Source organism: Hoylesella loescheii DSM 19665 = JCM 12249 = ATCC 15930 (assembly GCF_000378085.1).
GTDB lineage: Bacteria > Bacteroidota > Bacteroidia > Bacteroidales > Bacteroidaceae > Prevotella > Prevotella loescheii.
In genome coordinates, this window is record NZ_KB899226.1 from 1 (window position 1) to 11,886 (window position 11,886).

The window sequence follows — 11,886 nt, forward strand, 5'->3', positions numbered from 1 at the left end:
TTGAAAAAGTTCTCCCGAAGTAAGCGGACGGCTCGGTGTCAGATCATCATTGTTTTCCTGTGCTGTGGCTGTTGCTCCCACCATGGCAAGCATAGCCATTGATAAAATAATTTTCTTCATTGTTCCTTTTTTATTTGATGTTATTTTTTACTTATCATTTTCGATTGTTTTATTTGGACTGAACCAAGAAAAGGCGGTAGCCACCTTTGAGCGTTACCTTGATGGTGCGCAGCTTCTTTTGAAGCAGCTGACTTGCGCCCTGCATCACCCCACGGGCAGCCTCTGAGATAATCTGGTCTTTGGCAGAGGAAGCGAAGGTAAAGGATGTTCCCATTGAACCACCGATGTTCGCACCAACTTCCTTAAGCGCATTGATGTCCTCCGAACCTGGTATATACACGCCCTCCTGTCCGTCTGTGTCATATGCAGAGAGCTTGACGGCTATGATATGACCGTCCACCTCAATGCTTTTGATGAGTAGGTGCATACGGTTACCTTCAATCTTGGCGACTGCTATTAGTCGGCTCTGCCGTGGAATGTGCAGCCCCTCTACCTTGGCACTTTCCAGCAGACGAAGGACCACATTGTCACCCTCTTTAAGAACTGTAGTCCTGTCCACTACTACTTTGAGCGTATTGCGCATTGTAGGTACAGACGTGCTTGCAAGCGAATGAAAGCCCATATTACGAGCCTTCTTGCCGTATTCCTCCATAAAGTACACATCGCTCATAGGCTGATCAAGTGAAGAAACTATCTGCCTACGCTCCGGCAGAACTTCCATTGCAGGCTTTTCATTCTGCATGGTCTTGCCCTTAGCGGCTTCAGAGCCACCTGCTGTGTCTTCCGTCTTCTCTTTTCCAGCCGTCAAGCCACTATTGAAAGTAGGTGGAGTTGATGCTTTAGGAAGATACTTCGCTGCCATCTGATAGCTCTTTTCCATCAAGGCAAGCTGCCGTTTCTCTTCATTGTCCTCCCTGCTGTCTTTGGCAGAGAGTTCCTTTTTAAGGTTATCTATTTCCGAGCGCAAGGCTTCACGCTCCTGCTCGTGTGGATCGGGAGCGTAAAAGGAGTTTAAGAGGCGATTATTCTCCTCATAACGATGCATAGAGTTTTCTATCTTTGCCGTAGAAGCAGCTGTCTCTGCACGCTGCTCCTCTGATGGAGCTGTGTTCTGTGCGAAATAGTCCGATAGTCTGCCCATCTCCTCACGGGTCTGTTCCTCCTCGTGTGCCTTGTCGCCCAATTCGTAGGCTTTGAGCTTGTTTTCGGTGAGCTTTTCTGTCGTTGCCTGCGGGATGCTGTCATTGAGTCCCTGCTCCGATGCGGTCTTATCCTTGCTCGAAGGGGCGAAGATAAACCACATCGAGAGGGCAAACAGCAGTCCTAATCCTCCGAAGACCAAGCCTTTCTTCATTTGTTCTTTCTGTTTATTATCCATTTTCTTTGATTGTTTGATGATGTTGTAGATAAAAATTACCGTGTAACTCTTGTAAAGTGCTGTCCGTGCGTATCGGACTGTCCGTCAGCTTTCCCGTGGGGATGGGTAGTTTCTCCTTCTTTGGAGGAAGGAAAAACTGTGCTATCATCCAAAGCGAGCAGAGCAAATAGATGAAACTCAGCCCATAGACGATTTCCTTTCTCTGCCTTATCGTGAGCCTTTCACACCGATGGCGGAGCCATAGGTGAAAGCGTAGATAGTGACGTGAGAGTAAAAAGTTTCTTTTCCTTACCATAGCCTTATCGTTTATAAGTCTGTATGTCCCTGTTCTCCTTGACGAGGAAGTTCTCCATCAAGAAGCCTTGTGGGTTGTTATCCGAACGGACAGAGTTCTGCAACGTGCAGGTCGTAACAAGACTGCGCTCTGTAACGTTACTCTGACGGACGATAAACTCCCGTGCATAGGTTGTTACCGCATAAGGGTAAGTATTAAAGTTACAGTGGATAGAGTCCACCTCTATGCGCTGATTGACATTACCCGATATGGCACGATTATAATAGCCCTTCTCTGCCAAGTCTTTGTAATAGTTGAAGGCCGACTTGTCACACAGCACGAAGGCACGCTCCATGTTCTTCTCAATAGCATCCTTGTCTGGTGCAATGGTGAAGAACAGCTCATGGAAGCGACGTACATGCTCCCTTGCCTCTACGGGACGATTACGGCTTGCATCCTGACTGAGGGCAAGCATGAGTGACTTACCCTGATCAAGCACATAGATTTTCTCCCTCTGCTCCTTTGCGAAGCTATATGAGGCATAGACGGCATAACCGCTTACTATCACACATACGATGGCAAAGACAAAGGCATAGAGTCTTATCTGCTTGAATGAAGTCTCGATATTACCAAGTGATTTGAATTCCATTTTTCTTTTATATCTGTTGATTAATTAAGCATAGTTGTTCGATTTCTATTTTCCTTTGAGCAGTGCACCCTTGATACGTCCACCGACATTTCCCACAGCAGCACCTGCGCCAGCCATAGCAGCCTTGCCACCGGTATATGCGCCTTGCGCACCATGCTGTGCTGTTTGGTTAACATTACGACCGTATGAGCCGATACCACCTCCAGCTTCGATAATCCAGCCTGCCACGGTAGGTACACAGAAGTAGCCTACAATACCGATAAGGAAGAAGACGATGTAGTACCACGTCCCCGAATCAGGCAGGTAGTTAGGGTCGCTGAGTGCTTCAATATCCTTCTCTATCATCAGCACCTGTATTTTTGTAAGCAGTGCCGTAAGAATAGAGCTGACAGGCAGCCACAGGTAGACAGAGATATAGCGTGAGAACCATGCCGTAAGTGAGCCTGCAAGACCATCCCATACGGCAATGCCGAAGACTATCGGACCGAGAATGGCAAGAACGATGAGTATGAAGGTGCGCAGCGTGTCGATGATAAGCCCTGCAGCATGGAACAGAAGTTCTAAAAGGTCGTGTACCATCTTCATAATCCATTGCTTGGTCTGATAGGCAGCACGCTCGGCATACATACCCGCTATCGTCACGGCATCTTCAGGTCCGATGATACCCATTTCCTCTATCTTCTCATCGAACTTCTCATTGGAAACAAGGTAGGCTGTTTCAGGATTCCTAAGGTAGGCTTCCTCTTGCAACTTGTCTCGCTTGGCAGTAAGCTCGACAAGGTTCCCCTCCTGTTGGTGTACCATCATCTCCGTTCCCTGCACTACGGGCGAGAGAACGGCATTCATCGTACCCAGTACGACTGTCGGAAAGAACATGATGCAAAAGCCCAAGACAAAGGGGCGCAGCAAAGGAAAGACGTCTATCGCCTCGGCACGGGCAATGGAAGCCCATACCCGAAAAGCAATATAAAAGAGTGCACCCAAGCCCGCAATACCCTTAGCAATGCCCGTCATCTGGGCACAGAGTGGCATCATCTCGTCATAGGTTGAGCGTAGCAGCTCGTGTAAACTGGCAAAATCCATAAGCAAAAGTGTTTTTTATGAAAGTTCTTTCAAGTTCTTTTTTGTCTGTGGATTTACCAATACCTGCTTGCCGTATTACCATAGAGTGCCTTAACAGAGGCAAGATCGTTCTTCTCCCTTGCACGCACATAGCTCACGGAGATGTTTTTCCTTGTGTAGTAGGATACAAGTGAGCGGTTTTCCCTCAGCGTGGTATAGATGCGGTCGATGGCCTGCATTCGTTCGTGGTCGTTCATCGAGAAGACATTACTCTTAACGATGGACTTGAGTTCCTTGAGACTCTCACCGCTCTGTTCCAAGAGCTTGGCATATCCCGAAGCCATCGCAGCAAGTTCTGAAGGGCGGAAGTTCTTGTCCGAAAGCATCTTCTTATACGAGGTGACGTAAATCTCCGAGATGTCACCCACCATAAGGATGCACTCCTTGACCTTGTAGGCATCTCCTATAAGGTTATTCACCTTCTTTAGGGCATCATAATACTTCTTGGTGTCGTTGTAGAGTTTTTCCACTTCCTTAAAACCGTCAAGGGTGTTTTTCACCGTCTTCGAAGCTGTTGCTATCTCCTTGACTGAATTGACGATATTGCCGGCAAAATTGCCAGGGTCGGTTACTACCCACTGTGCGTGGGCTTTGGGAACAGAAAGGCTCAATCCTAAGAGAGCCATGAAAATGTACTTTTTCATTGTTACTATAGTTTTGATGGTTTGTACTTATTTCTTTTTATTGTTTCTTTTCTCTATGGCAAGCTGACGGATAGCCGTTTCGATATCCCCACCAAGCTGTGCTGCCCTGTTCATCACCTCCACCTTCTCGGTTTCCTCCGTGGTGTAGGTCAGGTATTCCTCCATGCTCACTTCCGTGGCATAGACAGCACTCTGCATATCGCCCAGACCTATCCACACTTCCTTGTAGAGTCGGTTCGGGTCATTGTTTTGATTAATGGAGAGTATCTGGCTCTTTTCCTTTTCCGAAAGACCGAGCATCGCCTGTATACCATCGAACTTGGTCATGTACTTGCGCTGGTCGAGCAGTATCTTGCAGTCAGAGTTATTGATGATGCTCTCCTTGACGATGGGTGACTGGATGATGTCGTCCACCTCCTGCGTTACGACAATGGCTTCTCCGAAATACTTTCTCACCGTCTTATAAAGATACTTGATGTAATCTGCCATGTTTGCCGAAGCAATGGCTTTCCATGCTTCCTCAATGAGTATCATCTTGCGGATACCCTTTAATCGGCGCATCTTGTTGATGAAGGCTTCCATGATGATAATCGTTACCACAGGAAAGAGGTCTTTGTTGTCCTTCACTTGGTCAATTTCAAAGACGATGAAGCGTTTGGAGAGTAGGTCGATGTTCTTGTCCGAGTTCAGCAGGAAATCATATCGACCACCACGATAGTATTGCTTCAATGTAGTTAAGAGGTTGTTGATATTGAAGTCCGAGAGTGTTACCTTGATGTCACGCTTTTCCATATCCTTTCGGTACACGTCCCGCAGATACTCATAGAAAGTATTAAAACAGGGTGTAACGTTGTGGTCTGCACATATCAGCTCGATATAGGAGTTTACGGCTGAACCAAGTTCACCTGCCTCGGTCTTAGTGATATGCTCATCTGCACTCTTCCAAAGTGTAAGTAGTAGCGTACAGATACTCTCCCTTTTCTCTACATCGAAGAAATAATCGTCCGTGTAAAAAGGGTTGAAAGATATAGGACTTTCATTGGTATAGGTGAAATATACGCCGTCCTCACCCTTGGTCTTGCGGTGGATAAGTTCACACAAGCCTTGATATGAGTTTCCTGTATCAACCAAAAGGACGTGCGCCCCTTGCTCGTAATACTGGCGTACCATGTGGTTGGTAAAGAAAGACTTACCACTACCCGAAGGACCCAAGATAAATTTGTTACGGTTGGTGATGACTCCCTTTTTCATCGGTAAATCCGATATATCTAAGTGGACGGGCTTTCCTGAAAGGCGGTCTGCCATCTTGATACCGAAGGGAGAGAGTGAATCCTTGTAGTTCGTCTCTGCCGTAAAGAAGCAGAGGGCAGGCTCGATGAAAGTATAAAACGACTCTTCTGCAGGAAAGTCTGCCGCATTGCCGGGAATACCCGCCCAGTAGAGCGTTGCCGCATCAATGGTGTTGTGGCGAGGGTGGCATTCCATAAGAGCAAGTGCTGAACCCACGTCATTCTTGATCTGGCGAAGTTCTTCCTTATCGCTGCTCCATGCCAGTACGTTGAAATGAGCACGGATAGAGGTCAATCCCTGTGAGTGGGCGATATTGAGATACTCCTGTATCCATTCCTCGTTGATTTGGTTACTACGGCTGTAGCGTGCCAGCGAATGCATATTCCTTGCCTGTTTCTCAAAACGTTCCAAGTTGGCGTCGCTGTCTTCGATGAAGAGATACTGGTTATAGATATGGTTGCAGGGCAACATCAGACCCACGGGAGAGGCAAAGGAAAGACGGCAGTCACTCCTGTCTGTTGACAGTCGCTCATATCGGCTGTCCGTGCTGACCGTTGTAGGCAGGTCGTCCGTATCACTGAGTGTATGCAGACAAAGCATATTGTCGCCCACACGCACAAGGTCTGCGCCCAGACGGATGTCCTCCAAAGACGCATGTCCTTCTTCCGAGAGGGAGAAATAACGGTCCAAGAGACCGCCTTTTTCCTTTGTACCTATCAATTCCACTTCTGTCATGCGTACAATCCTTATCTGCTCGGTATCGTTGATGATACGCTCGAACTGGTCTACGGCTTCCATGAACTTCATGACTTCATCCTTGTTGGTAATCTCCTTTGGTAGCAGGTGCCCACGGCAGAGCGAAGAGAAATTGCTCTGTTGTGCCATACGCTGCTTGTTGGTCTTGGTAAGGAAGAGATAGACTGAGTGGTGGAGATACGGACGTTCATTGAAATGCCGTTCAGAGGAACGGGCAAGGAAGCTGAGTCCACCATTGGAAAGTTTTCCTTGGTAGTCCTCCTTAATGAACCAATCCTGCTTGTGTACGATGCTGTAATTGGGCAGCACTTTTATAGCCTTGTGCCAGGCAGAGTGCATTGCTTCGTATTCTGTAGAAGTGACGGTAAAGAGTTCGGGCAATTCCACACGGAAAGCCACCGTGATGTCTGCATCCTTGCTCACCATACAGCCCTGCTCTATGGAGAGCAGTGGAAACTTCGATTCCAAGGTCGTTATCTTGCTTTTATTTCTCATTTCTTCGCTATCTTTGGTTGAAGGTTACGAATAAGGTGGCAGACCGTACGGCGGTTTACAAGGTAGCGTGGGTGCATACGCACTGCTCCTTTTTTCATCAGCCCATATTGCCCGTACTTTCTATTCATGGTGAACGTTTGCCATACCACAAGGCTGGCACCCACTACACCTATGACAAGACAGATTATCTGACTGATGCCGCAGAGATAGAGCACGACAACGAGAATAAAGACTGCCAGCAGTCCTCCTGCAAAGAGGAAGAGGTACTGTGCCTTCAAGCCCTTGAACTCCACCGTCCGGCCTACACCTTTGTTGATTTCAAATGCAGCCATCGCCTTACAAGAAGAAACTTCTCAAGATAGTGGCTGCCACAATGAGGAAGATACACGCACCGAACCAAGAGGCTGCGGTCTTGCTCGTATCGGGGTCACCACTTGAGAACTTGTTGTACACTTTAATGCCTCCAATCAACCCCACTACCGCCCCTACGGCATAAATGAGTTTCGTGCCGGGATCGAAGTAGGAGGTTACCATTTTTGTAGCTTCGTTGATTCCGGCAATACCATTGCCTTGTGCGTATGCTCCTATGGCGGCAGTCATCAGCAGGAGCATCATCAGTGTAATTTTTTTGTTCATTTGTATGTTATAATTTTAAGTATGATAAAATTGCTTGTTCTTAAAAGGAAGGGGAAAGAGAGGCACATTTTCATGTGGAAACCTTGCAGCTGTTAATGAGCCGTTTTCTTTTCCCGCTTCCATCGTTGATTGTTTACAGATAATATGAAAGAGGCTTGTCGTCGTCATTATCGGATGAAGTGTCAGAAGCGCTTGAATCTGCCGGTATTGAGTTTTGAGAAAACAACATTGCTTGTTGCTCGCTTTGTTCTTCCGCTTTACGGATTTTCTCCAATAGCGAAGTTTGCTCACCCTGCATCTTGGCGATGTTCTCCTTGTACTTATCCAATAAATCTGAGTCTTGAAGCTGCCGAATGGTCTCTTTGACTTCTTTCTCATCAGCCTCCTCACAGTTCTTTGCCCATTTTTGCAGGCGGACTAAGTCACGTGCGAGGACGGACTGCCCTGACATCTCGGTTTCGTCCGATGTGGACTCAATGGGCAGAATTAATTCCTCACGGGCGACCTCATTCTCATCAACTCGCTCCATCTCGAAATCAACGTCCATCTCGTTGTCCTCTTCCTTCATGTCCTCTTTCTTTTCGGAGTTCTGAGGTGCAAAATTATTACTATTCTGCTCTGAATTTTCAGATGAAGAAGCAGAGGGAACTTGTGGGATAATAGGGGAAATGGAACGGCTTTTGCCAATCAGTACAAACTCGGCTTGATCTTCTTTTCCTTCTCCTTTTTGTCCGTCTTTTTCCTTCGTCGCTTCATTCTCCTTAGTCTGCTCATTGCCCTTTTTATTTTTCTTGATAAGGATGCCATACGGAGATACATACCGCATATAGAAGTACAGGATACCCAGCATTATCCAAATGATGATGAGTATCAGTATAAAACTGAAAAGTATTGTTTCCATCATAGTGTTATTGTTGTCTTGCGTCTTTGTTTTGCTGCCGCACTGTTGAGCAATTCCAAATGTTCACGCAGGTGTTCCCTAAGAATGTTGTCTATATATGCGGCTATGGAAACACGCTCCCCCAAGTCCTGCAACACGTTGCGCAGGTTCTGCAGCGTTTCCAGATTAATGGAGAAGGCTGTCCGCATTTGGGAGCGGACGGGATGAAAGTACAGGGAACGGTAGTCCTCTATGGAAATGGAGGACACGCCGGGCTTTTCCATTCTCGGCTTCCTTTCCCGTTTCTGTTCCATGTTCCCCGTTTCCTCTCTTTCTATTTCATCTACCGGTTTTTCTTTTGCTGTTTTCGTTTCTTTCGTCTCTTCTAAATTATTGTCTTCCTCCCTTGATGTTGCAGGGGAGGACTCAGTATCCTCGGAAGGGTCGAAGGAGTTGGGTATCGTGACAGGTTTCACCACGACATTGTCCTCTGCCATTTTCTTCAGCTTGTTTTCCAGCTGTTGCTTTCTTTCCTCAATCGTTGCCATTTTCTGTTTTCGTTTTTAGTTTGAGACGTTGAATTATCTCATTGACGAGTTCGTCCAGCCCTGTACCCATTCGTAATCCCCTTGCAGGGGGCTGATAGGTAGAGCGGAACACTCCGCGCAGTCCGTATGTGGAAAGTTCGTGAGAGAAGCGGTGCGTGGCATATACATAGCCGGGCAGGAGCGTGAGTTCGTATTCATGGATGAGCTTTGTATATTCATCGATGATGATGTTCCTTACTCTTCTGTCCACCTTGTTCCAGAACAGGATAATGTCCTTTATCCGGGAGTCGGACATCGAAACTCCAATCTCCGTGATAGTCTTGGCGTATGCCAGACATGAAACCAGCGACTGAATGTCGGCTTCAATCGGAGAAAGGATATAGTCCATCTGAAGGGACAGTTCCATCAGTTCGGTTGTTCCGGCATGTCCCGGGAAATCAAATATAACCAACTGGTACTTCTCGTTGCTGATACCGTCGATTTTACTTCGTGCAGTCCTGACGGCTTCCCTGGGTGCAGACTTGTAAATTCTGTATGCTTTTTTGCCGAGGTGATGAAAGTACTCCTGCATGGATTTGGAAAGCTCTTCGCTCTCCTGAACGATACTTTTCTCACGTTCCCTCAGTTTGTAGAAAGAGTCTTGCGACAGGTCGCAGTCCATCACGAAGAGGTTGATGCCTTGCTCGTAGTACAATATGCTGCTTACGATTTCGGCAAGAGTACTTTTTCCCACTCCTCCCTTTTGGGAAGAGAAGCCCAGAAAAAGGGGGCGTTGTTCTTTGTTCTCCATAATGATAATTTCTTAGTTCATATTATTTGTCTATTTGATGTTTGGATATTCTCTCATTATTAAGAGTCATCAGCAGACAGTTTGCTCTGACTGCGTATGGTTCGGGCGATAGTCCAAAAGGACGATTTCAAGTTCTTACAATTTGTTGTATTGACAATAGTTTGTCATGACAATAAATTGTTATGAATATGTATTGTTCCTTCTTGTCATCTTTGGTGCAAGCAGGCGGTAATATGATATATCTTTTGCTTGTGTTATCATACCATTGTTCGCTCGTTCTGACTGCAAAATAAATGATATTTCTGCTGATTCTATTACAGCGAGGAAGTGCAGGGAAATACGAGGAAAAAGAGTGAATGTCGCTGATAATGAGATATTTGAAAATCTGCCGTAACTTTGCAGGCGAGAATAATACATGGAGGTAACGTCCCGAAGCAGACACCCCAAAAGGGTGGATACTTCAATCGTATCAACTCTTAATATTGGCAAGGTGTGTCTTTGTAACACAAACAGCCGTTTGTACCACAAAGACCCTTGCCCCGAAGGGGGGAGTAAATTACTCCAAAGTCGTAATTAGAAGCCAAAACGAATATGAAAAAGGAAACGGAACACGGTTCAGAACAAAAGACGGCAGAAAAGCCACGTTGGGACAACTGGCATGTACGGTTGCCCAACCCCAAAGACCAGCAACGAGCGATAGATTTGTTTCAGCGTTCGGGGGCAAAAACAAAGTCGGATTTCGTACGCGCTCGCATTCTTGGAGAGAGTTTCAAGGTGATTACGGTGGATAAATCCGCAGTGGAATATTACCGGAAGCTCTCAGAATTGACGGCACAAATCCATAAGATTGGCGTGCTGTATAACCAAACCGTGCGTGCCATCAACAGTTATCACAGCGTGAAGACGGCACAAATCCTACTTGAAAGGTTGGAGAAATTGTCTGCTCAAATCATTGTCTTGCAGGAGCAGGCTATCAGTCTTACCATAGATTACCGCAAAAAATGATAGCGAAGATTTCTGCAACGGAAAACCTTGGAGGGGCTATCGGCTACAACTTCAAAAAGGTGGAGAAAGGGGAAGCAAGCATTCTCCTTGCCCAAGGCTTGTTTCAAAACAAAGAGGGAACTTATACGATGGCTGAAGTATTTGCCGATATGCAAGCAGTTATTCCAGAGAAATGTCGAACAAAAAAGATGGTATTTCATTGCTCTCTCAATCCGCATCCAGATGAGAAACTCTCCAATGAAACGCTTACGCAGATTGCCAAAGAATATATGAAGGCACTCGGCTATGGCATGCAGCCCTATATTGTGTTCAAGCACAACGACATCGCCCGTGAGCATATCCACATCGTATCGCTTCGGGTGGACAGTAGTGGGCAGAAGATTAACGACAGATTTGAAAAGCGAAGGAGCAAGCAGATTACCGATGCCTTGGAGAGGAAATTTGGTCTCATTCCAAGTTCAAAAGTTACTGACAAGGCGATGAAAGAAACGCCCAAAATTGATACCACCAGAGGAAATATCAAGGAGCAAGTGGCAAGTACCCTTCGCATGGTGCTGAAACATTATAAGTTCTGCTCATTAGGAGAGCTGAATGCCATTCTTTCCCGATACCATCTTGCAGTAGAAGAAGTGAAGACAGAGTTTCGGGGAAAGAAGTATGACGGACTGGTTTATGTTCCAACTGATGAAAAGGGCAACAAGGCAGGCACCCCCATCCACGCCTCAGACATCGGTCGTGGTGTGGGCTATACTGCCGTACAGAACAGGATGCAGAAATCGAAACAAAACGTCAAACCACTGATACCAACCGTCAGGAACAAAGTGTTACAAACTATGCGTACCTCTCCCAATACGGAGAAAGAACTTCGGCAAAGATTGGAGGAACAAGGCTTGCGTGTGGTAATCCGAAAGAACGAAAGCGGTCGTATCTATGGCATTACCTTTATTGACGATGAGCAGGGTGTTGCACTCAATGGCTCCCGATTGGGTAAGGGATATGCCGCTAACGTATTCAATGGCTATTTCTCCAATCCAACACGTAATCCATTCTTAGATGAAACGCTGTATGGCAATCTGTCTGCCCGTTTGGAACAATCGGCAACCGTTCAACCCTCGCAGCAAAATACGGAGGAAAACGATAACCTTATTGATGAACTCTTTGAGGATATGGCAGATGGTTTGTTCCTACCCACGGGCAACGATGATTGGAAGGAAACTGCATGGCAACGTAAACTCCGCAGGCAAAACAAAGTCAATCTCAGGCGGTGGAAAAGATAGGTAAGATATTTCAAACTATGTTTGAATAACATTCAAATGCAATTCAAATAACGATAATACAACAAATATAAAAACAATATAA

At 46.2% G+C, this 11,886-nt stretch carries 13 protein-coding genes and 1 pseudogene; 2 read left to right on the forward strand and 12 right to left on the reverse strand.

The window, feature by feature from the left end; translation table 11 throughout:
* The 12 genes and pseudogenes from F453_RS15485 to F453_RS0112650 form a co-directional block, all read right to left on the reverse strand.
* A pseudogene (locus F453_RS15485) lies at positions 1–120 on the reverse strand (conjugative transposon protein TraN); the annotation flags it as partial.
* Between the two features lie 49 nt (positions 121–169).
* Positions 170–1,438, reverse strand: coding sequence for a conjugative transposon protein TraM (gene traM / locus F453_RS0112600; RefSeq protein ID WP_018968334.1), 1,269 nt, complete (start codon positions 1,436–1,438; stop codon positions 170–172).
* Positions 1,431–1,733 carry a hypothetical protein gene (locus tag F453_RS0112605; protein WP_025790148.1) on the reverse strand — a complete coding sequence of 101 codons (303 nt, stop codon included), beginning with the start codon at positions 1,731–1,733 and terminating at the stop codon, positions 1,431–1,433. Before F453_RS0112605 ends, traM begins: the two co-directional genes overlap by 8 nt.
* A gap of 4 nt (positions 1,734–1,737) precedes the next feature.
* A complete protein-coding gene (gene traK / locus F453_RS0112610; RefSeq protein ID WP_018968335.1) occupies positions 1,738–2,361 on the reverse strand; it encodes a conjugative transposon protein TraK in 624 nt (207 codons plus the stop codon).
* A 45-nt stretch (positions 2,362–2,406) separates the two neighbouring features.
* Positions 2,407–3,444 carry a conjugative transposon protein TraJ gene (gene traJ / locus F453_RS0112615; protein ID WP_018968336.1) on the reverse strand — a complete coding sequence of 346 codons (1,038 nt, stop codon included), beginning with the start codon at positions 3,442–3,444 and terminating at the stop codon, positions 2,407–2,409.
* Between the two features lie 53 nt (positions 3,445–3,497).
* Positions 3,498–4,127 carry a DUF4141 domain-containing protein gene (locus F453_RS0112620; protein WP_018968337.1) on the reverse strand — a complete coding sequence of 210 codons (630 nt, stop codon included), beginning with the start codon at positions 4,125–4,127 and terminating at the stop codon, positions 3,498–3,500.
* A 27-nt stretch (positions 4,128–4,154) separates the two neighbouring features.
* Positions 4,155–6,668, reverse strand: a complete 2,514-nt coding sequence (locus tag F453_RS0112625; RefSeq protein ID WP_018968338.1) for a TraG family conjugative transposon ATPase — start codon at positions 6,666–6,668, stop codon at positions 4,155–4,157.
* A complete protein-coding gene (locus F453_RS0112630; RefSeq protein WP_018968339.1) occupies positions 6,665–7,000 on the reverse strand; it encodes a DUF4133 domain-containing protein in 336 nt (111 codons plus the stop codon). The genes F453_RS0112625 and F453_RS0112630 overlap by 4 nt, the downstream gene beginning before the upstream one ends.
* 4 nt (positions 7,001–7,004) lie before the next feature.
* Complete coding sequence (locus F453_RS0112635; RefSeq protein WP_018968340.1) at positions 7,005–7,304, reverse strand: DUF4134 domain-containing protein; 300 nt, start codon at positions 7,302–7,304, stop codon at positions 7,005–7,007.
* 133 nt (positions 7,305–7,437) lie between these two features.
* Positions 7,438–8,208 (reverse strand): hypothetical protein, encoded by a 771-nt coding sequence (locus tag F453_RS0112640; RefSeq protein WP_018968341.1) that lies wholly within the window; start codon positions 8,206–8,208, stop codon positions 7,438–7,440.
* Positions 8,205–8,732, reverse strand: coding sequence for a DUF3408 domain-containing protein (locus tag F453_RS0112645; protein ID WP_018968342.1), 528 nt, complete (start codon positions 8,730–8,732; stop codon positions 8,205–8,207). Before F453_RS0112645 ends, F453_RS0112640 begins: the two co-directional genes overlap by 4 nt.
* A complete protein-coding gene (locus F453_RS0112650; RefSeq protein ID WP_018968343.1) occupies positions 8,719–9,522 on the reverse strand; it encodes a division plane positioning ATPase MipZ in 804 nt (267 codons plus the stop codon). Before F453_RS0112650 ends, F453_RS0112645 begins: the two co-directional genes overlap by 14 nt.
* A gap of 591 nt (positions 9,523–10,113) precedes the next feature.
* Between F453_RS0112650 and F453_RS0112655 the strand changes: the two genes are divergently transcribed.
* Both F453_RS0112655 and mobB read left to right on the forward strand, forming a co-directional pair.
* Positions 10,114–10,527: a plasmid mobilization protein gene (locus F453_RS0112655; protein ID WP_018968344.1), complete on the forward strand. Its 414-nt coding sequence runs from the start codon at positions 10,114–10,116 to the stop codon at positions 10,525–10,527.
* A complete protein-coding gene (gene mobB, locus F453_RS0112660) occupies positions 10,524–11,804 on the forward strand; it encodes a conjugal transfer protein MobB (RefSeq protein ID WP_018968345.1) in 1,281 nt (426 codons plus the stop codon). The genes F453_RS0112655 and mobB overlap by 4 nt, the downstream gene beginning before the upstream one ends.
* Positions 11,805–11,886 lie beyond the last annotated feature (82 nt).

Bases quoted from the DNA above. Each gene is read 5' to 3' on its own strand.
- F453_RS0112625 (WP_018968338.1), bottom strand. From the start codon at position 6,668: ATGAGAAATAAAAGCAAGATAACGACCTTGGAATCGAAGTTTCCACTG.
- traJ (WP_018968336.1), bottom strand. From the start codon at position 3,444: ATGGATTTTGCCAGTTTACACGAGCTGCTACGCTCAACCTATGACGAG.
- mobB (WP_018968345.1), top strand. From the start codon at position 10,524: ATGATAGCGAAGATTTCTGCAACGGAAAACCTTGGAGGGGCTATCGGC.
- F453_RS0112630 (WP_018968339.1), bottom strand. From the start codon at position 7,000: ATGGCTGCATTTGAAATCAACAAAGGTGTAGGCCGGACGGTGGAGTTC.
- F453_RS0112605 (WP_025790148.1), bottom strand. From the start codon at position 1,733: ATGGTAAGGAAAAGAAACTTTTTACTCTCACGTCACTATCTACGCTTT.
- F453_RS0112655 (WP_018968344.1), top strand. From the start codon at position 10,114: ATGAAAAAGGAAACGGAACACGGTTCAGAACAAAAGACGGCAGAAAAG.
- F453_RS0112635 (WP_018968340.1), bottom strand. From the start codon at position 7,304: ATGAACAAAAAAATTACACTGATGATGCTCCTGCTGATGACTGCCGCC.
- F453_RS0112650 (WP_018968343.1), bottom strand. From the start codon at position 9,522: ATGGAGAACAAAGAACAACGCCCCCTTTTTCTGGGCTTCTCTTCCCAA.
- F453_RS0112645 (WP_018968342.1), bottom strand. From the start codon at position 8,732: ATGGCAACGATTGAGGAAAGAAAGCAACAGCTGGAAAACAAGCTGAAG.
- F453_RS0112620 (WP_018968337.1), bottom strand. From the start codon at position 4,127: ATGAAAAAGTACATTTTCATGGCTCTCTTAGGATTGAGCCTTTCTGTT.
- traM (WP_018968334.1), bottom strand. From the start codon at position 1,438: ATGGATAATAAACAGAAAGAACAAATGAAGAAAGGCTTGGTCTTCGGA.
- F453_RS0112640 (WP_018968341.1), bottom strand. From the start codon at position 8,208: ATGATGGAAACAATACTTTTCAGTTTTATACTGATACTCATCATCATT.
- traK (WP_018968335.1), bottom strand. From the start codon at position 2,361: ATGGAATTCAAATCACTTGGTAATATCGAGACTTCATTCAAGCAGATA.